This window comes from Rhodococcus sp. RS1C4, from assembly GCF_002258225.1.
Classification (GTDB): Bacteria; Actinomycetota; Actinomycetes; order Mycobacteriales; family Mycobacteriaceae; genus Rhodococcoides; species Rhodococcoides fascians_E.
In genome coordinates, this window is the sequence record NZ_NOXZ01000014.1 from 164,283 (window position 1) to 190,806 (window position 26,524).

Annotated in this window: 31 protein-coding genes; 22 read left to right on the forward strand and 9 right to left on the reverse strand. The window is 65.0% G+C overall.

Annotation, left to right across the window (positions count from 1 at the left end):
* Positions 1 to 164 precede the first annotated feature (164 nt).
* Positions 165 to 797 carry a hypothetical protein gene (locus CH289_RS05970; protein WP_094727557.1) on the forward strand — a complete coding sequence of 211 codons (633 nt, stop codon included), beginning with the start codon at positions 165 to 167 and terminating at the stop codon, positions 795 to 797.
* A gap of 90 nt (positions 798 to 887) precedes the next feature.
* Here the strand turns inward: CH289_RS05970 and CH289_RS05975 are convergent, their stop codons facing one another.
* The gene (locus CH289_RS05975) at positions 888 to 1,352 is read right to left on the reverse strand and encodes an SRPBCC domain-containing protein (RefSeq protein WP_020110572.1); all 465 of its coding nucleotides are present in this window, start codon (positions 1,350 to 1,352) and stop codon (positions 888 to 890) included.
* 112 nt (positions 1,353 to 1,464) lie between these two features.
* On the opposite strand from CH289_RS05975, the gene CH289_RS05980 reads away from it, so the two are divergent.
* From CH289_RS05980 to CH289_RS05990, 3 genes are all read left to right on the forward strand, one after another.
* Positions 1,465 to 2,484, forward strand: a complete 1,020-nt coding sequence (locus CH289_RS05980; RefSeq protein WP_094727558.1) for an ABC transporter substrate-binding protein — start codon at positions 1,465 to 1,467, stop codon at positions 2,482 to 2,484.
* Between the two features lie 87 nt (positions 2,485 to 2,571).
* Complete coding sequence (locus CH289_RS05985) at positions 2,572 to 3,834, forward strand: hypothetical protein (RefSeq protein WP_256977054.1); 1,263 nt, start codon at positions 2,572 to 2,574, stop codon at positions 3,832 to 3,834.
* A 30-nt stretch (positions 3,835 to 3,864) separates the two neighbouring features.
* A complete protein-coding gene (locus tag CH289_RS05990; protein ID WP_256977055.1) occupies positions 3,865 to 4,449 on the forward strand; it encodes a phage holin family protein in 585 nt (194 codons plus the stop codon).
* Here the strand turns inward: CH289_RS05990 and CH289_RS05995 are convergent.
* Entirely contained in the window at positions 4,433 to 5,101 is a 669-nt protein-coding gene (locus tag CH289_RS05995; protein WP_256977056.1) for a glycoside hydrolase family 25 protein, read from the reverse strand. The two genes, CH289_RS05990 and CH289_RS05995, sit on opposite strands and share 17 nt — an antisense overlap.
* A 106-nt stretch (positions 5,102 to 5,207) precedes the next feature.
* Between CH289_RS05995 and CH289_RS06000 the strand changes: the two genes are divergently transcribed.
* From CH289_RS06000 to CH289_RS06010, 3 genes are all read left to right on the forward strand, one after another.
* Entirely contained in the window at positions 5,208 to 6,191 is a 984-nt protein-coding gene (locus CH289_RS06000) for an ABC transporter substrate-binding protein (RefSeq protein WP_094727562.1), read from the forward strand.
* A 39-nt stretch (positions 6,192 to 6,230) separates the two neighbouring features.
* Positions 6,231 to 7,004 (forward strand): serine hydrolase, encoded by a 774-nt coding sequence (locus tag CH289_RS06005; protein WP_020110566.1) that lies wholly within the window; start codon positions 6,231 to 6,233, stop codon positions 7,002 to 7,004.
* Between the two features lie 141 nt (positions 7,005 to 7,145).
* On the forward strand, positions 7,146 to 7,697 hold the full coding sequence (locus tag CH289_RS06010; protein WP_094713882.1) for a hypothetical protein: 552 nt from the start codon (positions 7,146 to 7,148) through the stop codon (positions 7,695 to 7,697).
* Positions 7,698 to 7,701: 4 nt separating this feature from the next.
* Here CH289_RS06010 and CH289_RS06015 read toward each other — a convergent pair whose 3' ends face one another.
* Positions 7,702 to 8,190, reverse strand: coding sequence for a DUF6226 family protein (locus tag CH289_RS06015; RefSeq protein WP_037158741.1), 489 nt, complete (start codon positions 8,188 to 8,190; stop codon positions 7,702 to 7,704).
* A 20-nt stretch (positions 8,191 to 8,210) separates the two neighbouring features.
* On the opposite strand from CH289_RS06015, the gene CH289_RS06020 reads away from it, so the two are divergent.
* Positions 8,211 to 8,516: a hypothetical protein gene (locus CH289_RS06020; protein WP_037184273.1), complete on the forward strand. Its 306-nt coding sequence runs from the start codon at positions 8,211 to 8,213 to the stop codon at positions 8,514 to 8,516.
* A 79-nt stretch (positions 8,517 to 8,595) separates the two neighbouring features.
* Here the strand turns inward: CH289_RS06020 and CH289_RS06025 are convergent, their stop codons facing one another.
* Entirely contained in the window at positions 8,596 to 9,861 is a 1,266-nt protein-coding gene (locus tag CH289_RS06025; RefSeq protein WP_256977057.1) for an MDR family MFS transporter, read from the reverse strand.
* A gap of 138 nt (positions 9,862 to 9,999) precedes the next feature.
* On the opposite strand from CH289_RS06025, the gene CH289_RS06030 reads away from it, so the two are divergent.
* The 5 genes from CH289_RS06030 to CH289_RS06050 are packed head-to-tail and all read left to right on the forward strand — an operon-like array spanning position 10,000 to position 15,315.
* Positions 10,000 to 11,061: an ABC transporter substrate-binding protein gene (locus CH289_RS06030; RefSeq protein WP_094727564.1), complete on the forward strand. Its 1,062-nt coding sequence runs from the start codon at positions 10,000 to 10,002 to the stop codon at positions 11,059 to 11,061.
* A gap of 11 nt (positions 11,062 to 11,072) precedes the next feature.
* A complete protein-coding gene (locus CH289_RS06035) occupies positions 11,073 to 12,113 on the forward strand; it encodes a FecCD family ABC transporter permease (protein WP_462052395.1) in 1,041 nt (346 codons plus the stop codon).
* Positions 12,110 to 12,874, forward strand: a complete 765-nt coding sequence (locus CH289_RS06040) for an ABC transporter ATP-binding protein (protein WP_037184267.1) — start codon at positions 12,110 to 12,112, stop codon at positions 12,872 to 12,874. Before CH289_RS06035 ends, CH289_RS06040 begins: the two co-directional genes overlap by 4 nt.
* 49 nt (positions 12,875 to 12,923) lie before the next feature.
* Positions 12,924 to 13,895, forward strand: a complete 972-nt coding sequence (locus CH289_RS06045) for an arsenic resistance protein (protein ID WP_020110558.1) — start codon at positions 12,924 to 12,926, stop codon at positions 13,893 to 13,895.
* Positions 13,888 to 15,315 (forward strand): FAD-dependent monooxygenase, encoded by a 1,428-nt coding sequence (locus tag CH289_RS06050; RefSeq protein ID WP_094727565.1) that lies wholly within the window; start codon positions 13,888 to 13,890, stop codon positions 15,313 to 15,315. The genes CH289_RS06045 and CH289_RS06050 overlap by 8 nt, the downstream gene beginning before the upstream one ends.
* 1 nt (position 15,316) lies before the next feature.
* On the opposite strand, the gene CH289_RS06055 is transcribed toward CH289_RS06050, so the two are convergent.
* Complete coding sequence (locus tag CH289_RS06055; RefSeq protein WP_094727566.1) at positions 15,317 to 15,919, reverse strand: TetR/AcrR family transcriptional regulator; 603 nt, start codon at positions 15,917 to 15,919, stop codon at positions 15,317 to 15,319.
* Between the two features lie 112 nt (positions 15,920 to 16,031).
* Between CH289_RS06055 and CH289_RS06060 the strand changes: the two genes are divergently transcribed.
* Positions 16,032 to 16,670, forward strand: coding sequence for a hypothetical protein (locus tag CH289_RS06060; RefSeq protein WP_179276748.1), 639 nt, complete (start codon positions 16,032 to 16,034; stop codon positions 16,668 to 16,670).
* 16 nt (positions 16,671 to 16,686) lie between these two features.
* Positions 16,687 to 18,180, forward strand: a complete 1,494-nt coding sequence (locus CH289_RS06065) for an alpha/beta hydrolase (RefSeq protein ID WP_094727568.1) — start codon at positions 16,687 to 16,689, stop codon at positions 18,178 to 18,180.
* 40 nt (positions 18,181 to 18,220) lie between these two features.
* Here the strand turns inward: CH289_RS06065 and CH289_RS06070 are convergent, their stop codons facing one another.
* Positions 18,221 to 18,808, reverse strand: coding sequence for a hypothetical protein (locus CH289_RS06070; RefSeq protein WP_037158764.1), 588 nt, complete (start codon positions 18,806 to 18,808; stop codon positions 18,221 to 18,223).
* 66 nt (positions 18,809 to 18,874) lie between these two features.
* On the opposite strand from CH289_RS06070, the gene CH289_RS06075 reads away from it, so the two are divergent.
* The 5 genes from CH289_RS06075 (at position 18,875) to CH289_RS28200 (ending at position 21,780) form a co-directional block, all read left to right on the forward strand.
* The gene (locus tag CH289_RS06075; protein WP_019665675.1) at positions 18,875 to 19,324 is read left to right on the forward strand and encodes a MarR family winged helix-turn-helix transcriptional regulator; all 450 of its coding nucleotides are present in this window, start codon (positions 18,875 to 18,877) and stop codon (positions 19,322 to 19,324) included.
* Positions 19,325 to 19,415: 91 nt separating this feature from the next.
* The gene (locus CH289_RS06080; RefSeq protein WP_094727569.1) at positions 19,416 to 20,282 is read left to right on the forward strand and encodes an AraC family transcriptional regulator; all 867 of its coding nucleotides are present in this window, start codon (positions 19,416 to 19,418) and stop codon (positions 20,280 to 20,282) included.
* 76 nt (positions 20,283 to 20,358) lie between these two features.
* On the forward strand, positions 20,359 to 20,928 hold the full coding sequence (locus tag CH289_RS06085) for a class I SAM-dependent methyltransferase (RefSeq protein WP_020110551.1): 570 nt from the start codon (positions 20,359 to 20,361) through the stop codon (positions 20,926 to 20,928).
* On the forward strand, positions 20,925 to 21,539 hold the full coding sequence (locus tag CH289_RS06090; protein ID WP_019665672.1) for a LysE family translocator: 615 nt from the start codon (positions 20,925 to 20,927) through the stop codon (positions 21,537 to 21,539). Before CH289_RS06085 ends, CH289_RS06090 begins: the two co-directional genes overlap by 4 nt.
* A 73-nt stretch (positions 21,540 to 21,612) precedes the next feature.
* Positions 21,613 to 21,780, forward strand: coding sequence for a hypothetical protein (locus CH289_RS28200; RefSeq protein ID WP_179276749.1), 168 nt, complete (start codon positions 21,613 to 21,615; stop codon positions 21,778 to 21,780).
* 50 nt (positions 21,781 to 21,830) lie between these two features.
* On the opposite strand, the gene CH289_RS06095 is transcribed toward CH289_RS28200, so the two are convergent.
* Complete coding sequence (locus CH289_RS06095) at positions 21,831 to 22,205, reverse strand: histone-like nucleoid-structuring protein Lsr2 (protein WP_019665670.1); 375 nt, start codon at positions 22,203 to 22,205, stop codon at positions 21,831 to 21,833.
* Between the two features lie 196 nt (positions 22,206 to 22,401).
* Here CH289_RS06095 and CH289_RS06100 point away from each other — a divergent pair, with 196 nt between their 5' ends.
* Both CH289_RS06100 and CH289_RS06105 read left to right on the forward strand, forming a co-directional pair.
* Positions 22,402 to 22,632, forward strand: coding sequence for a hypothetical protein (locus CH289_RS06100; RefSeq protein WP_019665669.1), 231 nt, complete (start codon positions 22,402 to 22,404; stop codon positions 22,630 to 22,632).
* A 55-nt stretch (positions 22,633 to 22,687) separates the two neighbouring features.
* Positions 22,688 to 23,122 carry an SRPBCC family protein gene (locus CH289_RS06105; protein WP_019665668.1) on the forward strand — a complete coding sequence of 145 codons (435 nt, stop codon included), beginning with the start codon at positions 22,688 to 22,690 and terminating at the stop codon, positions 23,120 to 23,122.
* A gap of 9 nt (positions 23,123 to 23,131) precedes the next feature.
* On the opposite strand, the gene CH289_RS06110 is transcribed toward CH289_RS06105, so the two are convergent.
* Positions 23,132 to 24,193 (reverse strand): NAD-dependent epimerase/dehydratase family protein, encoded by a 1,062-nt coding sequence (locus CH289_RS06110; RefSeq protein ID WP_094727570.1) that lies wholly within the window; start codon positions 24,191 to 24,193, stop codon positions 23,132 to 23,134.
* Between the two features lie 104 nt (positions 24,194 to 24,297).
* On the reverse strand, positions 24,298 to 26,517 hold the full coding sequence (katG, locus tag CH289_RS06115; RefSeq protein ID WP_019665666.1) for a catalase/peroxidase HPI: 2,220 nt from the start codon (positions 26,515 to 26,517) through the stop codon (positions 24,298 to 24,300).
* Positions 26,518 to 26,524 lie beyond the last annotated feature (7 nt).

The window sequence follows — 26,524 nt, forward strand, 5'->3', positions numbered from 1 at the left end:
CGCCGAGGCGGCGCCGACCTCGGCGGAACGCGTCGATTCATACATATCGGATGAGTGGCAGCGAATCGTGCGTGCCTACACCGATGATCTGCCACGCCGATCGTTGGAAGCTGATCTCATCGAATTCCGCTAGTCCGACGCAGTGCTGTCGAAAGGCTCCCACCATGCACGGCAAAATGATGATCCTCGGCCTGGCGCCTTGGGCGCTCTTCGCCATCCTTACCGAGAGAATGGGTGCGAGCGCTGTCGGGATCGCCGCACTGCTGGCCTGCGTGAGTTCGCTGGCGCTGGCGTTCGTCGGCCGCAGCAAGTCCGTGGCCAGGGGCAACGGCGGCATCAAGATCATCGACGCGGCCGGCATCGTGACCTTCGGGATCATCGCGTTGCTCGGGTTCCTCGGCAACAGCGGCCTGAACGACGCCCTGGCCGACTTCGGCCGCGGCGGCGCGACGTTCGTGCTGGCCGCCGTCATGGCCGTCTCGGTCGTGACGGTGCCGTTCACCGAGCAGTACGCCCGCGACTCGGTGGACCCGCAGTACTGGGGCACCCCGCGATTCCACGAGAAGAACAAGTCCATCAGCGCGATGTGGGCGGGCGTCGTGTTCGCGATGGCCGTCTGCCACGTCATCGCCGGTGCACTGGCGTCGTCCACCGAGATGACCAACAACCACCCGGGCAATCTCCTGCTCAACTGGGTCGTTCCCATCGCGTTGATCATCTGGGCGGTCAAGCGCACCGGCAGGATCGCCGGCGATCACTCCGCGACGCCGAACAGCGCGACGCCTCAGGCCACCTGAGCGGCGCACGACAATGCCGCGCCCACCGCCCGTGTCGATTCGAGGGCAGTGAGCGCGGCAGAGTCGGTAGCTACGTCAGGCTGACGCCGATCAGGTTGTCGCTTCCGCGTCCAGCAGGGACAGGGTGCTGTTCAACTGATCTTCCGTGACCAACGGGAACTTCACTTTCTCGAGAAGCTTCTTGTCCGTCACCTTCGACCAGTCGTACGTGTGGCGCACCAGCGTCTCGTTGGGACCCTGAGACTCCAACTCCCACAGCCACTCCCACCCGGGAGGCTCGGTGCCCGCAGGCGCGGTGGTCCATGCGAGCAGCTTGTCCTTGGCGTAGCCGGTGACGTGATTGTCGGTCTGGTACTCGCCGCCCATGTGATCGCCGGCCATGTTCATCGTGAACACCTCACCGACCTTCTGGATGCGATCCGCATGATCCACCCCGCGGATGAAGCCGGAAGCATCGATCTTCTGATGCCGCTCGGGATTGGAGAGCACATCGAACACCGCGTCGACGGGAGCTTCGATGGTGCGTTCTACGGTGACCTTCGTTGTGTCGCTCATACAACTACGGTGCCCGACGATGAGGCCGCCTAAACGTTCCCCGGCCGATGGACGGCGCTGAGTAAGCAAAGGCTAACCTGAAGGTCCGCATTGTTCGACGTACAGGATCCTCATGAAGCTTCACATCACCGCAGTCACCGTCGCTGCGATCGCATCCCTCGCACTGGCCGGGTGCAGCAACTCCGACACCGCGGACGACAACGCCGCGACACCCGCAGCCGAAGGTTCGTTCCCGGTCACCGTCGACCACATGTACGGCGAGACCACAGTCGATGCACTACCGGAACGCGTCGCCACCTGGGGATTCGGCACCACCGACGCCGTCCTCGCCCTCGGCGTCGTACCCGTCGCCATTCCGTCGGCCGAATACGGTGGAGGCGACGACCTGATGTACCCGTGGGTGTCCGACGCCATCGAGGACCTCGGCGGACAGACCCCGGAACTGCTCGACAACTCCGCGTACGAACTCCCCGTCGAACAACTCCTCGCCACCGATCCGGATGTACTGATGGCACCGCACTCCGGACTCACCCAGGCCGAATACGACGCAGTGACCGCGGCAGGCATCCCCGTCGTCGCGCCACCGGAAGAACTGTGGTCGACGCCGTGGCGTGACGTCATCACCACCACCGGGGACGTCCTGGGCCGCGCCGACGAAGCCCGCGAACTCGTCGCCGACCTCGATCGACAGGTCACCGACGCCGGTGATCAGCACCCCGAATTCGACGGTCGATCCATCGCCTACGTGTCCGAGGCAGCAGACGTCTACTACCTGCTCCTGCCGACGGATCCTCGCGTCGAACTGCTCGAGAATCTCGGATTCACCACGCCCGAATCGGTGACGTCCCTCTCGAACGGTGAATCGCCGTTCTCCACCACCGTCTCGGCGGAGAACATCTCGAAGATCGACGCGGACGTCGTGTTCACCCAGGTCGACACCGACCAGGCCTTGCAGGAGTTCCTGACCTCGGACGTGTCGCGACAGATTCCGGCCGTCGCGAAGGGCGCCGTCGCCGGATTCGTCGGCCAGGAGGCCGGTTCCGCGATCGGGCCGACGGCTCTGTCCATCCCCTTCTTCCTCCCGACCCTCGTCGACGGTCTGGCCGACGCAACGGAAGTCGCCGGTAGCTGACGCAGCCGCGGGTGTACGGTTACACGCACGGTGACCCGACGCCCGTGACGCTTCGCCGCACGGTTCCCCTAGTGCGTCGGGACTGACATGAGCAAGCCAGGAGTGGAGCCCGCCGAACGACCGAAGGCTCTGCGTATATTCGTCGCAGGCTGGGTCATCCAAGACGGGTCGTTCCCACGTGCATCGGTGGGCGACGTTGTCGACGTCGCCCTCGAGCACCACTCGGCGGGCCCCGTCCGCTCGGTGCTCGACGACAAACGCAGAGCCACAGCCCGTCCCGCCTTCGGAGCCGGTCCCCGAGGGCGGGACGGAGAACTCCGGTGGTTGCACCTCGTCCACGGCGACGGCTGGAGCGGTCAGTGGTGGGCGGATCGCCCCACGAACGGGTCGGTGATGCTCGACGGGATACTCAGCGCGGTCCTCGACGACCGGGCGATCGACCGACCCGCTCGGGTGCACGGCCGAATCGAGCGAATGCACCTCGTGCACAAGCAAGTCGAGAAAATCGACAACGGCTGGCGCGGAGTCGACGGAACCGAGCGCCTCGACGAGATCGACGCCGTCCCCACGGGTGATCCTTGGTGGGAGCGCGAGCCCATCGAGAACGGCCACGTGCAGACGACAGGAATCCTCGTCGAACTCGATCTCGATATGCTCTCACCACCAACGCCTTTCGCCGCGGGAGCCGTGTCAGCCGACGGCAGCAACGTCTGGGTCATGCATGCGTCGGACCCCGTCCTGTTGCGTGTCGAGGCAGCAGGCGCCGTTTCCGCGATCACCCGGTTTCTGTTGCCGCTCACCATCGAGCCCACCGACGACCGCTGGACCCGACGCCTCCACGCCGTCCCCGGCGGGTGTTGGATCACGTCCGAACACGATGTCCACCGATGCACTGTCGTCGACGAGAACTCCGTGACCATCGACCGCTACGCAACCTCGGGCGCCTGGGCCTCGGCCATGGTCGACGGGTCCCTCTATCTGATCGACGCGTCCGGATCGCACATGATGCACAACCGTCGACACGGGGTGATCCGAACCTGGCCGAGCACGAAGGTCCAGGTCCTCGACGAGCACCACCGACGCACAGTCGATGTCGCAGAGCAGGATCGGCCCGACATGACGTTCTCCCGAGCAGATCGCGCCTTTGGCCCGCACGGAATCGAATGGCAGGTACACGAAACCGACGAGTTGCTGAAGCTCGACTTCGAGGCGGGAACGACGACGCGGATCGACCTGAACCGAGGCGTGGCCGATGGGCAGGTACGAAGCATCACCCCCAGCGCCTGGGACGACCCCGCCAACGCGGCACTCATCGCCTCCATCACGGTGCCCCGGCCGAAACGCGCGTGAACTCGGCGCCGACGTGGCACAGTGTCGTGGATGACCGACAGGCCCAGGGGGGCGCCGTGGTGGGTTGGACTGACGATCGTGGTGGCGGTACTCGCCGCTCTCGTGTGTCTGCTCGTGCTGTGGGCGTACGTACCGCCCGAACGTAACTACCTGTACTTCGCAATCGCGCAGGATGCCGCGCTCGCCGTGGCCGCGATGTGGCTGCTACTGGGCCTGATCGGGTGGGTGAAGTATCGGAGGCTACGGCTGACGGCAATCGCACCGGTGTTCGCACTGGTCACCGCCGTCCTCGTGGCGTTGTCCCTACCGTCGTCGTTCGCCTTCGCCGTGTCCGAGGGCGCGCTGACGGCGACCGCTGAGGAGTGCCCCGACGTCGACACCGCCGAACGACGGGTCGGCCTGTACCGCGTCTGGCACACGATGCCGGTCGATTCAGACGCGACAGGGCAGGGCGGCTGCATGCTGTACGTACGCGGCGGTGGCCGAGTCGACGGCGTGGGCCTGGCCTACCTCCCGCTGGGAATCCCGAACTCGTACACGCACTATGCCGGACGGCCGGACATCGAGTACTCCCACTACGAAGGTGAGTGGTACCAGTTCACGCAGGTGTTCTGAACAGCTCCGCCAGCGCCGCGTCGGCGCCCCGAAAAGCATTGGCGTCGATGAATTGACCGGCCACCGAGGCACTCTCGGAGAACTGCAGAATCTGCACGGGCTTGCCTCCCATGTCCGCCCAGCCACCGAACCTGCCGGCGCCGCGCGCCGGCGCCCAGTTGTCCCCGGGATACAACCGCGAGGCGAAGTCACGCCCGGAGACGTAATCGCTGTTCCAGACCCCTACCGGCAATCGGTCCAGAGGCGCACTGCCCATTCGCGTTTCCCAGAACCAGCGCGGAAGATACACCGGAAGGAACCGCTGGAACCCCACCGCGCGGTAGGCGTCGAACCGCCGGAGAAGATCGTCCACCGACCCGCCGTTCGTCGTGTCCTCGTAATCCACTTGCAACGGAAAATCAACTCCACCAGCGTGATTGCGCAGTGTCTCCGCTTCGGAAGCCGGGTCGGTGTTCGTTCGACAGAACACGTACCCGCCCCACCGTCCGGGAAAATGCGTCGCCATCTCCGCAGCGGCCCGCGGCCAGAACGGATCGCGATACCCGGACCCCTCGGTGACTTTGTGCGTCGCGAACACGAACCCTTCGGCCTTGGCCGCGGCAAAATCGAAGTTGCCCTGATGATTGCTGACGTCGATACCGAACAGTGTCACACCGACCACGGTGCCACACACCTACGACACGGACCCTCGAGCTCGCCCTCGCCCGAAGCTGAGTTAGGGTTCCCTGACCAAACAAGCGGAATCACGGATCGGGTGGATGAGTTCGATGAGAATCGGTGCAGCGATAGTCGGCGCGGTACTGCTCGCAGGCGTCCTGACAGGGTGTTCCAGCTCGGAAAGCGAGACGACCTCCACCGTCCCCACCGGCGAGTTCCCTGTGACGATCGAGCACGTCTTCGGGAGCACCGAAGTGCCCTCGACGCCGGAACGCATCGTCACCCTCGGGGTCTCCGACGCCGACGTCGTACTCGCCCTCGGCCAGGTTCCGGTCGGAAACAGTGGTTTCGCGTTCTACGAAACCGGGCTCGGCCCGTGGGCCCAGGAACAAGTCGGCGACGCCGAACTCACCCGCATAGAGTCGGACTCGGAACCCAATCTCGAGCAGATCGCCGAGCTCGCACCCGACCTGATTCTCGGCCTCAACGCCGGGTTCGACGAGGCGACCTACAACAAGCTCAGCGAGATCGCACCCACCGTCGCGCGGCCGGTTGGCACTGCGGCGTACGCGGTCCCTCGCGCCGCTGCGACCGAGACCATCGCCACCGCAATGGGCATGAAGGACGAGGGGGTGCGGCTCAACGAGGAGACCGACGCCCTACTCGCCGACACCGTAGCCGCGCATCCCGAGTTCGCAGGCAAGACCGGAGTCGCCGTCATGTCCTACAGCGGCGTGTACGCAGGCTTCCTCCCCGGTGACGGACGTGGCCAGTTCCTCACCTCCCTCGGTTTCGCGACGCCGCAGCCCGTGCTCGACGGCGACACCGGTGACACGTTCTACGTCGAATTCTCGGCCGAGAACACGAACATGCTCGACGCCGACGTCATGCTCGTTCTCGGACCCGACGAGAACTTCGACATCGTCGCCGAGAACCGTGCGTTCGCCAACACCACAGCCGGTCGCAACGGTGCCATCATTCCCGCCACCCTCGATCAGCGTGGCGCGATCACCTACAACTCGGTGCTGTCCATTCCCTACGCCATCGACACCCTGGTCCCCCGCATCGCGGACGCGCTTCGCTGAGTCCGGATTGACCGGTTCCACAACGGGGTAACACCCTGCATGCCGTCGCTACGACACCTGTCCCTCGCACCCCTCGCCGCCGTCGCCTGCGCACTCGCAGCCGCGGCACCGGCGTCGGCGCTCCCCGGTCCCGAGAACTTCGCCGACGTACCCGCTCGGACCTCGATCTCCTTCGAGCATTCGCCCAGCGGTCTGCGCGTGGGAACCGCCAACGAGAACGACGCCCGACCGGGCTTGTCCACGGTCAAGCTGTACCTGGCGGACTACGCACTACGCCACGGAGACGGGTCGGCCGGCGACCGCGATCTCGCGGCACGGATGATCCAATCCAGCGACGACGGCGCCGCGTCCGCACTGGACTCCAAGTACCCGAACGCGATCGACGCCACCGCCGCCGAATTCGGATTGCCGTCGACCTCCCGCGGAGGTTTCTGGGGTAGTTCCTACACCAGCACCGCGGATACCGTCCGCTTCCTGGAAGCGAAGAAAAGAACCGACCCGGCGAGCCCGATCCTGGGATGGATGAACTCGTCGAGCCCCGTCGCCACCGACGGCACCCAGCAGGACTGGGGCACAGGCGAGCTCGCCGACGTGACCGGAACCAAATGGGGCTGGGCCGACGACGCATCCAGCGTCGTCGCCTCCGCATCCATCGGTGACGGTTTCTCGGTCGCGGCCAACACTTACGGCTCGGCCGCAGCACAGACCGACGACGTCCTCGGCGCCCTCGGCGGCATCGACCTGTCCCCGGGAGTCGTAGCACCTCCCGCAGTACCCACCCTGGAGCAGTTCCTCGAAATGTTCGGGCCCTAGATCGAACCTCTCGACCGAAGTTCAGCCGCCTGCCACAGCGGGGGCCTGCACCGCACCGAAGCGGGTCGATCTACATGTGGACCCGAGGCCAACAGCGCCTATGGCCTTCGCGCGGAGTGGAATCAAGTAGGGTCGGCGACCATGCCTGCATCCGATCGGACCTGGTGGAACTGGGCGTCCGCCGTCACCACGGTGCTGGTAGCGCTCGGGTGTGGCCTCGTTCTGTGGGCCTTCACGCCTCCCAGTCCCAATGGCCTGTTCCTCGGTCTCGCGGTGGTCCCACTCGTGGTGTTCGCAGTGCTGTGGTCGGCCTTCGCCCTCATCGGCTGGTCCAAGTACCGGGCACGGGGGTGGAGTGTCGTCGCACCCGTACTCGTACTCCTCACCGTCGGCGCAGTGGCGTTGTCGCTGCCCCGGACCGTTGCATTCGCAATATCCGAGGACGCGCTGACGGAGACTGTCTCGCAATGCCGTTCCGCATCCGGGGGTCAACGAATCGGCGTCTACACCGTGGTGGCCGTCCGCCCACTGGGGACGGGGTGCCTTGTCTTCGTCGACAGCGGACTGGGCGATTCCATCGGCTTCGGCTACCTCCCCGACGGTCCCCCGGCGCCGGGCCGGCCGCTGTACGACGAGGCCATCGACTTCTACGACTGGAGCGGCGACTGGTACCGATTCGAGCAGGACTTCTGACCGGTCACTTCGGAGACCACCGCTTCCATCGCCCATCCTCGGGCATCGCGACACGTAACTCGGGAATCGGGCCACGACCCGAATTGCGCCAATTACCGCCTTCCCACACGTGCTCGACCATCGAATCGACAATGCGCTCGTAAAACTGCCCCGAGACGAGAGCGGAGAGGTACCTGTTCAGGTGGCCGATCAGATTCTCGACATCCTCTTCGCACGCATCGCACCCGCACGCGGGCAACGCAATTCGCTGTGATGCACCCACATCGAGAAGCACTCCGGGAAACGACGTGAACGAGACGATCAACGGCGCCTGATCGTCCTGCGCTGGTACGAAGTGAACGGCCTCGACCACCTGCGAACCCGCGTCACCGGCCACACGAGTGACATCGACGTCGAACCGTGTCGCCACATCGTCCGCAAATTCTTTCGCCGCAGTCACCAGCGGCGCGAACCGCTCTGGATTGGTCACCCGTCCGTACGCCTCGTCCGACACGACTCGTTACGATACGCACCGTGCGTTCACTCGTGCTGCTGCTGAGCCTCACCGGTGCTGTTGTCGGTCTTCTCCCTGCGGTTCTCGAGTTCGTTCAGCAGGCATACTTCGCCTCCGAGGTCGAGTACAACGGTGTGTACGAACCGCTGCGGGGAGTGCAGATGAGCCACGCCTCCGAGACCTCGCAGGACATCTCGTTCCGGGTTCGATCGGGGCTGTTCCTGCGACGGGCCGTCTGGTTCGCCCCTCTGACAGGTGCGGCGCTCGGGGCTGTCGCAGGGATCATCGCGTACCGATTCGGATTCCGGCTTACCAGGGGTGCCTGACGCTCCATTCTGTGGCCTCATATGCCCGGATCTGCCCGTCAGCACCGAACAATGGAGCATCAGGCCCGGCCCCGAGCCCTCAAGGGAGGCTCCTCAGCACGAGGCGGATACCGAGGACGCTGGCGAGGGGGAAGGCGGCGGCCACGAGCCACGGCGTGCTCGATCCCCACCCCGTCGATGGAGCAGCGTCGATGACTGCCCCGATGGCGACCGAACCGATCAGAACGCCGATGCCTCCGAGGGATGCCATGAAGCCGTAGTAGGCACCCAGCCTGCGCTCACCGGCCAAGCGCGGCACGATGTCACGGGCCTGCGGCATGGCGATCATCTGCCCGAGTGCGAGCAGGGCGACGAAACCTGCCGCCGGGAGCAGCCCGACGAACCCGCTGAGCCCGAGGGGAGTCGTCAGTGCCACGACCACGAACGACAGTGCCATGACTGCCAATCCGGCCGGCAACGTGACCCGGGGTGATCGTGCGCCGACCATACGGGTGATGCCCATCTGCGAGGACACCACGAACACCGCGGAGATCGCGAAGAACCACCCCAGCACTGCCTGAGATCCCCACGCCCGTTCGACCTCCAGGGGCAGCAGCAGATACAGCTGGTTGTATGCGACCAGTTGGCTGCTCATCGCGACCGCGAACAACACGAAAGTCTTGTTGCGCACCACGTCGTTCCACCCGGAGAGCCACGACTCGCCTCGGTGCTCGCCCGGTTCGTTCGGCAACCATCTCAGATGTGCTCCGATCACGCCGACGAAGATCACGGCAGCGACCGTGCAGGCAACGCGGAAGTCGACGACCAGCAGTACCGATCCGATCAGCGGGCCGGTGAACGAGCCGATCTGATTGCACACCGACAGCAGCGCGAAGGTCTCGACCCGGCTGGGCCCGTCGTCGCGCTCGCTTCTTCCCGCCTCGATGGCGATCGCGGACTCGACGGCAGGCGAGAACAATGCGGCTGCGAAGCCGATGGCCACCGTCGCCGCGACCACACCGGCCAGAGAACCTGCTACCGCCATGCCGAGGAATCCGAGCACCCGGATGCCGCATCCGACGAGGACGACAGGCTTGATACCCCATCGATCGGCGAGAGTCCCGCCGATGAAGAACAGTCCCTGCTGCGAGAACGTGCGGACGCCGAGGACCACACCGACCACCGCCGCACCGAGCCCCAGGTCGGACGTCAAGTGCACCGACAGGTACGGCAGCACCATGAAGAACCCGATGTTGAACGTCATCTGGGTCAGCACGAGAAGCCGGATCGTGGGGGTTGCCCGCGCCAACTCGGTGATGAACGACCAGCGCCATCTCGAATGTCGGCCGTCGACGCCCGCCGCCACGATCAATCCCCTCGCTCGTTCAGTAGTCCGACCACGATATGACTTCGGGGATCGGCATAGGTTAGCCTATCCGCGTTCGTCGCCTCGTACGTTCTGCGCGAGTGGATCGCGCAGACATGCCGTGTTCACTCACGCATTGTGCCGTCCCAGAAAGTGTTCATCGTGAGTGCATTGCTCAGGCGCGTCGGCGCCATGGCCGTCGTCGCTGGACTTCTCACCGCGTGCGGTGAGTCCGAGGCCGTGACCGATTCCGATGCCGTCGGCGGCAACGGCGACACGGCTTACCCACTCGTCCTCGACAACTGCGGCGAGTCCGTCACCGTCGACGCTCCCCCGCAGCGTGTGGCGTCGTTGGATCAGAATTCGACCGAGATCCTGTTGTCTCTCGGGCTGCAGGACCGCATGCTCGGCACCGCATCGTGGACCGACCCGGTGCGAGAGAACCTCGAAGCGGCGAACTCCGACGTGCCCCGTCTCGCCGACAACGCACCCACCTACGAGGTGGTGCTCGACGCCGACCCCGACTTCGTCACCGCGTCGTTCGGCCGTCACTTCAAGGAAGGCGGCGTCGCCGAGCGTGCCCGCTTCGCCGAGACCGGCGCCCAGACCTACCTGTCGCCGACGGACTGCGACAACGGCCTCAGCATCAACGGCGGCAACACCAGAACCAACCCGTTGACAGTCGACGCGCTCTACCAGGAGATCACCGAGCTCGCCGAGATCTTCGACGTGCAGGACCGCGGCGCCGCCCTGGTCACCGAACTGCAGGACCGCATGACCGCCGCGACCGCCGAACTGGCCGAGACCGGTGAGACCATGGCGTTCTGGTTCGCCGACACCAAGAGTCCCTACGTCGCCGGCGGACTCGGCTCCGCCAACCTGATCGCAACGACGGTCGGCGCCACCAACGTCTACTCCGACCTGGACGACGACTGGCCGGCCGTCGGTTGGGAGACGATGGTCGACCGCAGCCCGTCCGTGCTCGTGCTCGGCGATCTGCTTCGTGCGCGCTTCCCCGGCGACCTCCTCGCCGACAAGATCGCGTTCCTGGAATCGGACCCGGTCACCAACACCATGCAGGCCGTACAGGACAAGCGCTACATCTCTCTCCACGGAGCCGAGATGAACCCGTCCATCAGGCTCGTCGACGGTGTCGAGAAAGTCGCCGCGGGCCTGCGTGAGATGGGCCCACAGTCCTGAACACCACAGTCCTGAACACCACGGCACCTGCAGTACGTCGCGGGCTGGGTCTGCCCGCCGTTCTGGCGGGCGGCCTCGTCCTGCTCGTGGCATCGGTCGCCGTCGCGATGACGCTGGGGCCTGCGAGTGTGTCGCTGGTCAACGTCCGCGACGTCGTCACCAATCATCTGGGTCTGACCGACATACCGGTCAAGGTGTCCAAGAACGCGATCGTCTGGGAAGAACGACTGCCTCGCAGCCTCGTCGCCGCCGCATGCGGAAGCGGCCTGGGTATCTGCGGTGTCATCATGCAGTCGCTGCTGCGAAACCCGCTGGCGGACCCGTTCGTGCTCGGCATCAGCTCGGGAGCCTCGACAGGAGCTGTAGTCGTCGGCATCCTCGGAATCGGTGGTGCCGCACTGGGCCTGTCCGGTGGCGCGTTCGTCGGTGCCCTCGTCGCGTTCGGGCTCGTCCTTCTGCTCGCCCACCTGTCGGGCGGAAACAACGACCGGGTCATTCTCGCGGGTGTGGCCAGCACACAACTCTTCTCGGCGTTGACTTCGCTCGTGATCTTCGCGTTCGCCGACTCCGACGAGACCCGCGGAGTCATGTTCTGGCTGCTCGGATCACTCGAAGGCGTTCGCTGGGACGACGTGGTCCTGTGCGTCGCGGTGGTCGCCGTGGGCGTCGCCCTCTGCTTCTACTACGCCTTCGTCCTCGACGCCTTCAGCTTCGGCAACGAAGTGGCGTCATCCCTCGGCATCAACGTCCGCGCGGCGCGTACCGCACTGCTCGTCGTCACCGCGCTCATCACCGCGACGCTCGTCAGCGTCGCAGGCGCCATCGGCTTCGTCGGCCTCGTACTGCCGCACGCCGCACGGTTTCTCATCGGATCACGACACAACCGGCTGATCCCCGTGACCGCGCTGATGGGCGCGGTGTTCATGGTCTGGGTCGACGCCGTCTCCCGTGTCGCCTTCGCGCCGACGCCTCTGCCCGTCGGCGTCGGCACGGCGCTGGTGGGAGTTCCTGCATTCATCGCCATCCTGGCCAGACGGAAGAAGTCCGCATGACACTCGCAGCGTCCGACGTGCGGTGGCAGCGCGGGGGTGCTCTCGTCGTCGACGGGGTGACTCTGACACCGGCGCCCGGCGATACCGTCGGACTGATCGGCCCCAACGGATCCGGCAAATCGTCACTGCTGCAACTGATGAATGGCGCCGTCAAGCCGACGTCCGGCGTCGTCACGCTCGACGACGCGGAACTGGCCGGCATGCGTCGACGCGACATCGCGAAAGCCGTTGCCGTGGTGAGTCAGCACGCCGACACGGATTTCGACATCACCGTCGCAGACGTCGTCCGGCTCGGCCGCATCCCGCACCGTGGCGCATTCGGCGGTAATGCGTCGGCGGACCAGAAGGCAGTCGACGCTGCGTTGAAACACACCGGGTTGACCGACAAGGCGCACCGGTTGTGGCACCAACTGTCCGGTGGCGAGCGACAGCGGGCGCAGATCGCGCGCGCCCTAGCCCAGGAACCGCGCGAGCTTCTGCTCGACGAACCGACCAATCACCTCGACATCCATCACCAGCTCGAACTACTGTCCCTCGTCTCCCGGCTGCCCATCACCAGCGTCGTTGCGTTGCACGATCTCAACCTCGCAGCGATGTTCTGCACCCACATGGTGGTGCTGTCGCAGGGCAGAGTGGTCGCTGCGGGCACCCCGGCTGCGGTACTGACCGAGGATCTGATCTGGGAGGTGTATCAGGTGCGAGCCCACGTGAGCACCCACGGGCCGAACGACACGGTGTTCATCCGTTTCGACTACCGATAGGCCCCGAGCCGAACCCCGGAACACGACGCGGCCCACTACTGTGACGAGTATGCACACCTGGCTCGAGAGGCACCAGATTCCCTTGTATCTGGCTGCTTTGACGGTCGGAGCCGTGGTGGGGTCGGCGTCACCGGAGTCGGCGCCGGTGTTCGAACACGCCATCAACCCGGTCCTGATTGTGCTGTTGTACGCGACGTTCCTCGCAGTCCCGTTCGCCTCGATCGGAAAGGCGCTGAAGGACACTCGGTTTCTCGCCGCCGCGGTGCTCTTGAACTTCGTGGCGGTGCCGATCGTGGTGTTCGCTCTGACGCGGCCCGTGTCCGGCAACGAGGCGGTTCTCGTCGGGATTCTGCTGGTGCTGCTGGCGCCCTGCATCGACTACGTCATCGTGTTCAGCGGACTGGCGGGAGCCGCGTCACAGCGTCTGCTTGCCGCGGCTCCACTGTTGATGCTTCTTCAAATCGCTTTTCTGCCACTGTATCTGTGGATGTTCGTCGGCTCCGATGTGGTGTCCGCCATCGATGTGACGCCGTTCGCCGAGGCATTCTTCCTCCTCGTCGTCGTTCCTCTCGGATCGGCGGCTGTGACACAGGCGGTGGCGCGCCGGCACACGATCGGCCGGAGAATCATGGACGTCGCGGCGGCAGCGATGGTTCCGTTGATGATGGCCACCCTGCTGGTGGTGGTCGCGTCGCAGATCGATTCCGTTCGTGGCCGCGGAACGGAACTGGCCTCCGCGGTAGCCGTATTCATCGCGTTTCTCGTGGTCATGGCTTTCGTCGGTCTGGCCGCGGGACGGATCGCCCGTCAGGACGTACCGGCGACGCGTGCGCTGGTCTTCTCCGGCGCTACCCGTAACTCGCTCGTCGTGCTGCCGTTGGCGCTCGCTCTGCCGGATTCTCTGTCGGTAGCCGCGGTGGTCGTGGTGACGCAGACGTTGGTGGAGTTGGTCGGCATGGTGGCGTACGTTCGACTCGTCCCGCTACTCGTACCCTCCCGAAAGCGAGGTCGCCGTGTATGACGTGGTGATCGTCGGCAGCGGTCCGACGGGGTTGATGCTCGCCGCCGAACTGAAATCGGCCGGGGTGGACGCCCTTCTCCTGGATCGACGCTCGTCCCAGGACCTCGTGGGTTCCCGAGGCGGCGGAATACACTCCCGCACAATCGAACTACTCGATCAGCGAGGGATAGCCCAACGGTTCCTCGACGAGGGCACTACCGTACAGGTGGCGTCGTTCGCCGGCACGCGGCTGGACATCGGACAGCTACCCACCCGCCACCCGTACACCCTTGCGCTGTTCCAGAATCACATCGAGCGTTTACTGCTGGAACACGCCCTCGAACTCGGCGTGACCATCAGACGGGCCAGCGAGGTCACCTCGGTCGACTGTTCAGCCGTCGACAACGCTGCAGTCGTTCTCGATTCAGGCGAGAGACTGGACGCGCAGTACGTCGTCGGCGCCGATGGAGGCCGGAGCGTCGTACGTCGGGAGTCCGGAATCGACTTCGTCGGACCCGACGCCACCCGCAGCAGCCTGATCGCCGACGTATCCGTCACCGAAGAACTTCCCACTGCCGGGAAAATCGACGAACGCGGTGTTCACGGCCTGCACGCCATGGGCGACGGCACGGTGAGAGTAGTGCTGACCGAAAAGGAACTACAGCGAGGCACCGAGCCCTCGCTCGACGATCTCCGGCGCGGTCTCGTGGAGGTGTTCGGCACCGATTTCGGCGTTCACTCACCCACCTGGCTGTCCCGATTCACCGACGCCACGCGCCAGGCGGCGTCGTACCGGAAAGGTCGAATCCTGCTCGCCGGCGATGCCGCACACGTGCATTCGCCGACGGGAGGCCAGGGCATCGGTCTCGGACTGCAGGACGCCGTGAATCTCGGCTGGAAGCTGGCTCAGGTAGTGCGAGGCATCAGCAGCGACGCACTGCTGGACACCTACCATTCCGAACGGCACCCCGCCGGCGCACGAGCATTGAAATACACGATGGCGCAATCGCTCTTCCAGAAAGCCGACCCACGGCAAGAGGCAATGAAGGATCTGCTCGACGAGATAGTCGTCGGCGATGCAGCAACTCGTATGGCAGCGTTGATCTCCGGACTCGACGTGACCTACGAGATGGGCGTCGGACATCCGCTTCTGGGGCGGCGCATGCCGGACCTGGACCTCGTCACCGATACCGGGCCGACCAGGGTGTTCGAATTGCTGCACTCTGCCGCGCCGGTACTGCTCGAATTCTCCGGGCCGTCGGTGAACGGAGTGCGCGCGCGATGCAACGGGCCGTGGGAACTGCCCCTGATCGGCGAAGTTCCGGCGCCGACAGCCGTACTCGTGCGGCCGGACGGTTACGTCGCCTGGGTGGGAGAGGGCACCGACGACGGATTGTCCGCCGCACTGACCACCTGGTTCGGGGGAACTCTCCCCGGCTGACTCACCCGCCGGAGGCGGGCGTCAGCACCGCGTCCACCGCGAAATACAGTGTGGCGGTTTCGGTGTGCAGAACCGAATGGTCGATGGGCATCGCCCGATCCAGCGACAGGCCGGTGACGACGGTGTTGAGGAACGTCGCCTGCTGAGCCAGGTCGCCGTCGGCGCGGGCTCCCTCCTTGTCCAGGACGCCCAGCCAGTGTTCGACCCTGCGCCTGCCCTCGTCGGTGATCGCCGCGTACGAGGCGCGAAGCCGGTCGGTGGGTTCGGGTTCCACGAACGATGCCATGAAGTTCAACCACGCCTCCCGTGCCTTGTCGCCGACGAGCGGGCTCAGAATCAGACGCAGGCACTGCACCAGACGGTCCCGCGCCGGCACCGTCTCGTCGTGAATGACCTGGTCGTCCGTCGTCACCACGTCGTAGATGGTCTCGAGAACAGCATCGCGCAGGGCGCGCTGCGTCGGGAAGTGGTGCCGCAGCGACCCCATGCTCACTCCGGCGCGCGCGGCCACCGAGCGCACGCTCAGCGTCGACGCCTGATCCTCGCCGATCATCTCGCACGCCGCGATGATGATCTTCGCTCGCGTATCGAGCACCTCTGCCATCGTGTCCCTCTTTCCACTTGACTAGCACGCCGTGCTAGCACAGTGTGCTAGTGTCGGCTCATCGCTTACGACAGTACAGCGTGCTAGTGCTTCTACCAGGAAAGGAAGAGCAGTGTTCGACGAATGGAAACAGCACAGGGCCACCCGCCGGGTGCGAGTGGGCGACGGACGCGCACTACAGCGATTTCGCTGGTGGCAACTGCCCGGCCGCGCGCTGTTCTACCTGAAGCGCGAGAACACGGAGTACGCGATCGACGTCAGGCACTGGCAGAACCAGAGCTCGGGAGACGTCAAGGCAGACCTCTACCGGGACGGGCACCACCTCGCAGAATCGACACTGCCGGCGGCGTTCACCGTCGACGGCGGCATCATCGACGTCGCGATGAGCGGCTTCGGCCTCAAACGCTGCCACTTCATCGCCGACGACGGTACCGAGCATCAGCTCGTGCCGGACCCCGCGTCGGCAGAGGGGCGTCGGGCACGCCTCGACCGCCACCACCCGATCGCCAGCCGCGCCATCGGGGCGGTATCGGCAACGATGCTGATCGTCGGTGTCGTGCTGCTGCTTCTGCAGCTCGCTGACGCGTTGTCGAAGGCGCCGCCCATCGCCGATTCCCTCGGAGTCTTCACCTCACCCGTCAGCTTGCCGGTGTGGCTGAACATCACGCTCACCCTTGCCACTGCCGTCGCCAGCATCGAGCGCGGCCTTCGCCTGCGCTACCACTGGCTGCTCGACGCAGCGGCCAACTGAACCGAAAGGAAACACCATGAAAGTGATTCGCCCAGCATTGATCCTCGCGGTGTCCGGAACGGTGATCGCCGGTTGTTCGGCATCCTCCACCCCGGACACGGACGCGCACCCACCTCCCGCCACGGCCGCATACGACTGGACCGCACACAACCAACCGATCACGTGGACGGCCTGCCCCGATGACGTCGACAGCACCGGATTGCAGTGCGCCACAGTACCGGTACCTCTGGACTACGACGACCCGGACGGCGAACGAATCGACCTCACCATCTCCAAGCTCGCGTCGACGAACCCCGACGAGCGGCGCGGCTCGCTCATGCTCAATCCCGGCGGCCCCGGCGGCACCGGACTGGACCAACCCACGTTCCTCGTCGAACGCGGAATACCGCAGGAGACACTGGACACTTACGACCTCATCGGCATCGACACACGCGGAATCGGACACTCGTCGCCCATCAACTGCGGAATCACCGACGACATCCAGTACCGCGGAGCTGTTCCACCGTATGCCTACGACGACAGCGCATTCGACGAGCAGAACACCGTAGCCAGGCGCGTCGCGGAGAACTGCGCCGAGGGCGACGACGGCCGCATGAAGCACGTGACGACGGCCAACATGGCACGCGACCTCGACAGCATCCGTCAAGCACTCGGAGACGAGAAGGGCAATTTTCTCGGGTACTCCTACGGATCCGCACTCGGAGGTGCGTACGCATCGTTGTTCCCGGACAAGACCGACCGAATAGTGTTGGACAGCAACATCGGTGACACACACCTCGACCGCGACGGTATGCGTAGTTACTCCGAAGGCATGGAGGACACCTTCCCCGATTTCGCGAAGTGGGCGGCGGGGCGCAACGAGCAGTACCGATTGGGCAGTACGCCGGAGGAAGTACGGCAGACGTACTTCACCATCGCCGACAAGCTGGATCGCGAACCGGTCGAGGGACTCGACGGCCGCAGCTTCCGGCTCGGAATGTTCGTGGCGCTGTACAACCCGGCTTCGTACGACGCGACGGCACAGACATGGAGGGCAGCGCTGGACACACTCCCCTCCGAGGGCCCACCCGTCGGACACGGAGCGTCCGCATTCGACAACACCTGGTCGGTCTTCCTGGCGGTCACCTGCAACGACGTCGAATGGCCCCGTGACCCGGAGGTCTACAAGCAGGCGATCGAAGAAGACCGCGAGAGGAACCCGCTGTTCGGCGCCGCAGCCGCGAACATCATGCCGTGTGCGTACTGGCAGCTCGAGCACACCGAACCACCCGTGCCCGTGGAGGCCGACGGCCCGACGAACATCCTCGTCGCACAGCACCGACGCGACCCGGTGACACCGCTCGCCAACGGCGAACGAATCAACGAGATGTTCGGCGACCGCTCGCGACTCCTCACCGCCGACGGAAGCGGTCACGGCGTCTACGCTCTCGGGCAGAACCAGTGCGCCCAGGACGTCATCACCGACTACCTGGTCGACGGAGTCATGCCGAACGACGACGTCAGCTGCTGACTCGGGCTACGAATCCCCACGCGCGGTTCACGGACCCGACCTACGCGTCGCACCCACTGGTACCGGTGCGACGCGTAGGTCCTTGGTGCGTACGTGAATTGCGCGTCAGTATCTTCGCGCGAACCAGCATCAGAACCACCAGCGCCGCAAGCCAGCCGACCTGGGACAGCAACACTCCCACGCCCGCCTGCCCTGTCGAATCGGTGCTCGCGCTGACCGCAAATGCAGTCGTGAATCCCCCTGCGGTGCCCAGTGCAGCGGCCAACCCGCCGGCACGGACCCACCTGGACAGCCGTGCTGCGCCGAAACACACTCCGACAACCGTTGCGCCGCAGGCTACTACCTGCCACGTCGGAAACTGGTTCGGCGCGGGCAATCCGGGCCCTCGGACCTCTCCCCTGTAGTCGGCCGACCAGCTCAGCCATCCGGCGCACGCCACGAACCCACCGACGAACGCAATCGAACCGGTGCCCCACACTCCCACTCGTCCACTACCCGTCTGCCCGGCGAACCGTGCCCTCTCCGACCACAGCGCTGACCATGCCGCGCATCCGCCGATCACGGTCGGCACACCGACGAAGATCAGCACGATCGACGAGAACTGCGACCACGTGAACTCGTCTGCCATCTCACGAGTATGCATCCTGACGCAGCGTTTGACCTCGAGTGCACTCGAGCTTCTACCGTCGAGTACATGAACACGACACGAGACATGCAACCGCCGGAAAAGCAACCCATAGGATTCTGGACCGTCCGCGCAGGTGAAGCGATCCGCACCCGGACCCAGGGCGCGCTCCGCGACATCGATGTGGCACAACCCGAATGGTGGCTTCTTCACCAACTTTCGCTGCACCCGGGAGGCGTCGATCGTGATGCGACCATCGAGCTGATCGGCCACAACGACACCCCGCAGGCGATCGTCGACGCCATCGACTCCGCAACGCACAAGGGGTGGGTGACGCAAACAGACTCCAGGCTGACGTTCACCGACGCGGGCGCCGAGAAGTTCCGCGACGCCGCGGACGTCCAACGCGACCTGCACGCCGAACGGATGCAGGGGATCAGCCCGGAGGACTTCGCGACGACCATTCGCGTGCTGCAGCAGACCGTCGAGAACGTCGGCGGTGACGCCTGGCATTGGTAGCATCACCGACAGTTCGCGGCACGGAAAGTCGAGAATCCGCGCCGGGTGCGCTCCTATCGTTTCGGTCAGAACGAAGGAAGGCAGGGACGGCATGCTGGGTCGGTGGAACGATGCCCTCGGCTACATCGAGGACAACTTGGCGGGTGAGATCGACGCGACGGAACTCGCGCGGATCACGCTCACCTCGGAGTACCACTTCCGACGCGTCTTCTCGGCGCTGGCAGGCATGTCGCTGTCGCACTACATCCGAGCGCGTCGAATGACGTTGGCAACGGCGGAGATTCTCGACGGCGTCGGGGTTCTCGACGTCGCCTCCAAGTACGGATACTCGTCGTCGGACGCCTTCACTCGGGCGTTCCGCCAGATGAACGGCCTGACGCCATCGGCGGCACGCAGGCCGGGTGCAGTCCTTCGTTCGCAGCAAGCGGTGACATTTCACCTGACCATCGAAGGACGGAGCACCATGCGATACCGAATTGTCGACCTGCCGGAGTTCCACATCGTCGGTAGAAAAACGCGAATCCCCTTGAAGTATCAAGGCGAGAACACCGCGATGACGGAGTTCCACCAGAGCCTTGAACCCGGAACCGGGCAGGCGCTCACAACGGTCGCCGACGTCCCGGAGTTACCCGAGATCCTCTTCGTCAGTGACGGATTCGAGCCGGAGCGAGAAGACGGGAGCCTGTTCGATTACTACTTCGCGGTGGCGTCGACGACGCACCATCCGGAGTGGGACTCGCTCCCGGTGGCGCCGTCGAAGTGGGTGGTGTTCGAGGCGCAGGCGTCGGAGAACTTTCAGTCTGCACTGCAACAACTCTGGGCCGACGCGTTCAGCGAATGGTTCCCTTCCAACCCCTACCAAGTGGTCCCGGGGCCGGAACTGCTGACCGTCACCGAGAAGAGCGCCGACTGGACTTCGGGAACCGGCGAGCTCTGGATCCCCGTCGAGCGACGCTGAGTACCGGAGTGGCGCGGAGCTGGGTACCGGGGCGCCGCCGGCCACCTCCGTATGCCGGAAAGGCTACCGTTGCTCGGTGACCGCCTACTCCGATCGTGTCGCCGAATACGTACGCCTGCTGGACTCGATGGGCGCGGTGCACCCGTCGGATCGGCAGTTGGTCACCGAGTGGGCGACGTCGGTGTCGGGACCCATCGTCGACGTCGGCTGCGGCCCTGGGCACTGGACGGACCATCTCGCGTCCCTCGGCCACGACGTTCGGGGGATCGATCCGACGCCCGAATTCGTCGAACATGCGTCTCGCAGATATCCAGGGCGAAAGTTCGACGTCGGGGTCGCCGAGAAACTGCAGGGGCCGGTCGGCGGGATCCTGGCCTGGTACTCCCTCATCCACCACACACCGGACGAGATCTCCGCGCCGCTCCAGGAGTTCGCCCGGGTACTGGGACCAGGTGGAAGCCTGCTGATCGGGTTCTTCGAAGCGCCCGAACTGGGCCCGTTCGATCACGCGGTCACGACGGCCTATCGGTGGCCCGTACCTGCGCTGACGGACCGGCTGGGAGCGTTCGATGTCGTCGAAACGCACACCCGAACGGGCGTCGGCTGTCGACCACACGGGGCGATCGTCGCTACGGTGAAGACGTGAACACACACATGGTGTGGGGTTTCGCGATCGCCGCGGCGCTGGCGTACGTCATTCCAGGGCCCGACTGGTTCGTGGTGCTCAGACACTCGTCGCGATCACGAGCCGACGGTCTCCGCGCCGCTCTGGGCGTTCAGAGCGGGCTGATGGTCCACCTGACCGTGGCGGCGCTCGGGCTGTCCGCGGTACTGCTCGCGAGCGCCCAGGCGTTCACCGTCGTCAAGCTCCTCGGGGCCGCGTATCTCGTGTACCTCGGTGTCCAATCCCTGCGCGACGCCGTACGCGGCAGACCCGCGCCGGACACCACCGACCGATCCGGGCGGATTTGGGCTCAGGCATTCCTCGCCAACGTTCTCAACCCGAAAGCCGCCCTGTTCTTCGTTGCCGTACTGCCCCAGTTCATCGACCCGGCCGCGGGCGTGACCCTGCAGATCGTCGTGCTCGGAGTGTTGGACATTGCCCTCGGTGCACTGTGGTGGCTGCTGTTCGTCGTCATCACCGTGCACCTGCAGGGCCTTCTCCGACGCAGGCGCGCCCGGATGGCCATCGACGGCACCGCGGGCATTGCGCTCTGCGGCCTGGGCGGGGCGCTCGCCTTCACCTCCCGCCCATGACTGCGCTGTGGGTCCTGTGAGCACCGGGGTTTCATGAACTTCGTCGAGGACCTCGCCCCCCAACGACCCAGGTGTGAGGCGCATCAACTACGCCTTCGTCCCCGACGACGACCGTCGAACACCGTGGCTGCACCGCGGGAGAACCCACAACGCACGTACCCGCTACTTTCTCAGCCCGCTGCCGACGATCTATCTCGAATTCACTGTCTCCTACCCGAAACAGGAATCGACCAGGCAATGACAGTGGCGGTGCGCGACCCGATTCACGTCACGGGAACATGAAAACAGCTGTCAGTTGGCGGCTTCGTACGCCTCGACGATTTCCGCTGGAATCCGGCCGCGGTCGTTGATTTCGTAACCGCTGTCCGCGGCCCACTGCCGGATCGCACGAGTCTGTGCCGGATCACGCTTGGTGGTCGGGGCGGACACTGTGGGCGCGCTCTGTGCCGCACCGGCCGGTGCGGCCTTGCGCTTACGCCCACCGACACGAGTGGCGTAGTCGACGTAGAATTCGACCTTCTTGCGAAACTCGTTGGCGTTCTTGTTCTTCAGGTCGATCACGTAGTCGACACCGTCGAGCGAGAATTCGATGGATTCCCCTTGGCCCTCGTCGATCGACGTGCCATCGATGTCATCGATCAATTCGTAGATAACCTGCTTCGCCACGGTGCGAGGCCTTTCGTATCGAGGGATTTGTCTTCAAGGCTATCCAATAGCGAATGGAAAAGCAGAATCGGGTTAGGAATCGTTATTCGAGATGACCGCAGTGGAGACCGTTCGGTACGCCGGCGCGTGAAATGCGAAGGATTGATTCCGATGAAAATGGGGAACAAGTGTCGCGGACAAGAAGGGACCTTCACCGATGACGCTCGACCACACCGCGCACGCCGAAAACAGCACTGAACCCGAGGAGTCGATTCTCCTCGACGCACTCCCGACGAAGATCGTGCTCGACATCGTCGGCGCGACGACGCTGTTCACCGCCATCGCACTCGCTCTCGACGTGTCCGACGGGGTCCTGGTCACCGCCATGGTCGGGGCGCTCGTCGTTGCCTCACGCCTTCTACGACGGCGTGTGCCCGACGAAGTGTGAAACGGATCCCCGGTGGGTAGTACAGGGCGTATCTATCCAGCGAAGGAAGTTCCGCATGCCCACCTCACGTGAGACCACCGCCAGCTGCGACGACGTGTGGGAAGTGCTCGCCGACGGGTGGAACTACGCCACGTGGGTTGTCGGAGCCAGCCGCATCCGCGCCGTGGACGAGAAATGGCCCGCCGAGGGATCGAGAATTCACCACTCCGTCGGAGTATGGCCGGCAGTGTTGAGCGACGAGACCCGGTCTGTCGGAATGCACGAGGGACGCGAATTACAGCTCGAAGCCCGCGCACTCCCTTTCGGAAAAGCCCACATCACGCTGCGTCTTCATCCTCAGGCGTCGGGCTGCAGAATCGAAATGATCGAGCACGCCGCAACGATGCCTGCAAGCATCGTCCCTGATTCGGTTCAGCACCTGTTGGTGCACCCGCGCAATTCCGAAGCATTACGACGCCTTGCCCTGCTTGCGGAGAAAAGAAGCAACTGAGGGAGTCGGCTAGGACGGCCGGCCTCGCGACACGAATCCGCGCCGGAGGAACGACCGCGCCGTGTCCGAGATGGTTCTCTTACGCATCGGCGGACTGTCTCCGAACGCTCGGTCCTGCATTCCACGCACCGTATCCCGCAGAACCGCCGGGCCGTCTTTGCTTGCCTGCCATCCTAATTCGTTGCGAGCCCGCGCCGCGTTCAACAGCGGTGTCTCGAAAGCCAGTTCAACCCACCCGTGATGGATCGACAGCACATGCGCCGTGAAACCCACTCGAACGGCGGTCGACAGCACCCTCTTCGGGGTCGGAACTATTCGAACACCGAACGCATCCGCGACCGTATCGGCCCGAACCGGTGTCGGCGCAGCAAGATTGAACGGTCCCGACGCGCGACGCTGCAGAACCCTGACCACCGCGTCGGCGACGTCGTCGCTGTGCACAGCGGGAACGACGAAGGATCGGTCGATGGGTAGGAACGGAACGACGTCCACGATCGAGGACGGTACGAGATCCGGGAGCGCGTAGCGCAACAACGCACTTCCGAACGAACACTGACTGATCAGCCCGGGACGAAGACGAGCAACACGCATTCGAGTGGACAGACCGTCCAGAACATCCTCGGCAGCGGCCTTGTCCATGCTGTACGTCGACGCCTCGACCCCTGTTCTTGGCCAGGATTCGTCGACCTCGACGCCGTAGGCGCCGGGCGCGTAGATACCGCCGGACGACAGATGAACCAAATGTCCGACGCCTGCAGCCTCACAGGCCCGCGCCACGCGCTCGGTGCCGTCGACGTTGACTCGCCGAAGATACCGACGGTCCCGCATGGGCTGGAATGCAATGGCGAGATGAACAACCGCGTCGACCCCACTGAAAGCGTTGAGCAGGATTGTTTCGGAGTCCTCGGATGCAAGATCGACCTGAACCCAGGTGACGCCGTCGAAGGGCGGTTCCTGAGGCGGTCGCCGTCGCGACAAGCCGACGGCCTGCGCATCCGGGTACGCAGCGCGGAGAGCCCGCAGAACAGCGGTGCCCACGTTCCCGCTCGCCCCGGTCACCGCGATGCGCACAGCGGTCCTCGTATTGCGTTCACACAGCGTGGAATCCCCGGACTGGAAGAACCCAAACGCCGTGAGTGGAGACACATCGACGTATCTCCACTCACGGACGTGGACTAGCGGACGTCGAACCGATCGTTGTCCGCGACCTTGACCCAGGCCGCAACGAAATCGTCGACGAACTTCTTACCGTTGTCCGCCTGGGCGTAGACCTCGGAGATGGCGCGCAGCTGCGAGTGCGATCCGAAGTTCAGATCGATGGCGCTGGCCGTCCACCTCTGCTCACCGGTCTTGCGCGTCTTCCCGACGTAGGACCCGTCGTCCGCCTTGCTCCACTCGGTGTCCGAATCCAGCAGGTTGACGAAGAAGTCGTTGGTCAGCGCACCCGGACGATCCGTGAACACGCCGTGCTTGCTGCCACTGTGGTTGGCGCCCAGTGCACGCAGGCCGCCGACCAGAACCGTCGCCTCGGGCGCGGTCAGGTTCAGCAGGTACGCGCGATCGAGCCACAGAACTTCCTCCGGCGTCTCCTCGTCGCTCTTGTAGAAGTTGCGGAAACCGTCGGCGCGGGGCTCGAGGTATCCGAACGACTCGACGTCCGTCTGCTCCTGCGAGGCGTCGGTGCGACCCGGAGTGAACGGAACCGTCACCTCGTGCCCGGCGTCCTTGGCAGCCTTCTCGATCGCCGCGGATCCGGCCAGAACGATCAGGTCCGCAAGCGAAACCTGATGTCCGTCAGCACCGTTGAAATCGTGCTGGATCTGCTCGAGCTTCGGCAGTACCTCCGCGAGCACGGCAGGCTCCGATGCCTCCCAGCTCTTCTGCGGTTCGAGCCGAACACGTGCGCCGTTGGCGCCGCCACGGAAGTCCGTGTGGCGGAACGTGCTTGCCGACGACCATGCAACCGACACGAGCTGCTGCACCGTCAGTCCCGAGTCGAGGATCTTCGACTTGAGCGAGGCGATGTCGGCATCGTCGATCGGCTCGGACGTCGCCGCCGGAACGGGATCCTGCCACAGCTGCTCCTCGGGAACCCACGGACCGAGGTAGCGGGAGATGGGGCCGAGGTCGCGGTGCAGAAGCTTGTACCAGGCCTTCGCGAAGGCGTCGGACAGCTCCTCCGGGTGATCCAGCCAGCGTCGGGTGATCTCGGCGTAGATCGGATCCTCACGCAGCGAGATGTCGGTGACGAGCATGGTCGGTGCGCGTCCGGGACCACCGAAGGGGTCGGGGATCTCACCGGCGCCCGCGCCGTCCTTGGCCACGAACTGCCATGCGCCCGCAGGGCTCTTCTGCAGTTCCCACTCGTAGCCGTACAGGTTCTCGAGGTAACCGTTGCCCCACTTGGTCGGCGTCTTGGTCCACACGACCTCCAGACCACTGGTGACCTGATCCTCGCCCTTGCCGGTGCCGTGGCCGTTCTTCCAGCCGAGACCCTGCTGCTCGATCGGTGCGCCCTCGGGCTCCGGTCCGATCTTGTCCGCGGGACGAGCGCCGTGCGTCTTGCCGAAGCTGTGACCACCGACGATCAGCGCAGCCGTCTCCTCGTCGTTCATGGCCATGCGGCCGAACGTCTCGCGGATGTCGTGCGCGGCCTTCACCGGATCCGGCTCGCCCTCGGGCCCTTCGGGATTGACGTAGATCAGACCCATAGTGGTCGCGCCGAGCGGCTTCGCGAGCTCACGCTCACCGGTGTACCGCTTGTCGGTACCCAGCCAGCTGTCCTCGGGACCGTAGAAAACTTCCTCGGGCTCCCAGATGTCCTCACGGCCGAACGCAAAGCCGAACGTCTTGAATCCCATGGCATCCAGTGCGACGTTGCCGGCGAACACCAGCAGGTCGGCCCACGAGATCTTGTTTCCGTGCTTCTGCTTGACCGGCCACAGCAAGCGGCGAGCCTTGTCCAGGTTGGCATTGTCCGGCCAGCTGTTGAGCGGTGCGAAACGCTGCGCGCCCTGACCGCCACCACCTCGGCCGTCGAACACGCGGTACGTACCGGCCGCGTGCCAGCTCAAGCGAATGAACAGACCACCGTAGTTGCCGTAATCCGCAGGCCACCAATCCTTCGAATCGGTGAGCACAGCCGTGACGTCGGCCTTCAACTCGTCGACGTCCAGCTTCGCGAATTCTGCCTTGTAATCGAACTTTTCACCCAACGGCGTCGACTTGGACGTATGCGCATGCAGGATCGACAGGTCGATCTGGTTGGGCCACCAGTCCTTGTTGGTCAGCGGAGCCCCGCTCTTGGGCTTCGGCGACTCGATAACCGGGTTTTCGCTCTCACTGGTGCTGTCGGTCTTCGTGTCGGAGTGGGGTGGGCGGGCGTCGGAGGTCACGCGTGGT

Bases quoted from the DNA above. Each gene is read 5' to 3' on its own strand.
- CH289_RS06045 (WP_020110558.1), top strand. From the start codon at position 12,924: ATGCACACCTGGCTCGAGAGGCACCAGATTCCCTTGTATCTGGCTGCT.
- CH289_RS05990 (WP_256977055.1), top strand. From the start codon at position 3,865: ATGACCGACAGGCCCAGGGGGGCGCCGTGGTGGGTTGGACTGACGATC.
- CH289_RS06065 (WP_094727568.1), top strand. From the start codon at position 16,687: ATGAAAGTGATTCGCCCAGCATTGATCCTCGCGGTGTCCGGAACGGTG.
- CH289_RS06075 (WP_019665675.1), top strand. From the start codon at position 18,875: ATGAACACGACACGAGACATGCAACCGCCGGAAAAGCAACCCATAGGA.
- CH289_RS06005 (WP_020110566.1), top strand. From the start codon at position 6,231: ATGCCGTCGCTACGACACCTGTCCCTCGCACCCCTCGCCGCCGTCGCC.
- CH289_RS06100 (WP_019665669.1), top strand. From the start codon at position 22,402: ATGACGCTCGACCACACCGCGCACGCCGAAAACAGCACTGAACCCGAG.
- CH289_RS05980 (WP_094727558.1), top strand. From the start codon at position 1,465: ATGAAGCTTCACATCACCGCAGTCACCGTCGCTGCGATCGCATCCCTC.
- CH289_RS05970 (WP_094727557.1), top strand. From the start codon at position 165: ATGCACGGCAAAATGATGATCCTCGGCCTGGCGCCTTGGGCGCTCTTC.
- CH289_RS06010 (WP_094713882.1), top strand. From the start codon at position 7,146: ATGCCTGCATCCGATCGGACCTGGTGGAACTGGGCGTCCGCCGTCACC.
- CH289_RS06105 (WP_019665668.1), top strand. From the start codon at position 22,688: ATGCCCACCTCACGTGAGACCACCGCCAGCTGCGACGACGTGTGGGAA.
- CH289_RS06070 (WP_037158764.1), bottom strand. From the start codon at position 18,808: ATGGCAGACGAGTTCACGTGGTCGCAGTTCTCGTCGATCGTGCTGATC.
- CH289_RS06040 (WP_037184267.1), top strand. From the start codon at position 12,110: ATGACACTCGCAGCGTCCGACGTGCGGTGGCAGCGCGGGGGTGCTCTC.
- CH289_RS06055 (WP_094727566.1), bottom strand. From the start codon at position 15,919: ATGGCAGAGGTGCTCGATACGCGAGCGAAGATCATCATCGCGGCGTGC.
- CH289_RS05975 (WP_020110572.1), bottom strand. From the start codon at position 1,352: ATGAGCGACACAACGAAGGTCACCGTAGAACGCACCATCGAAGCTCCC.
- CH289_RS05985 (WP_256977054.1), top strand. From the start codon at position 2,572: ATGAGCAAGCCAGGAGTGGAGCCCGCCGAACGACCGAAGGCTCTGCGT.
- CH289_RS06080 (WP_094727569.1), top strand. From the start codon at position 19,416: ATGCTGGGTCGGTGGAACGATGCCCTCGGCTACATCGAGGACAACTTG.
- CH289_RS06000 (WP_094727562.1), top strand. From the start codon at position 5,208: ATGAGTTCGATGAGAATCGGTGCAGCGATAGTCGGCGCGGTACTGCTC.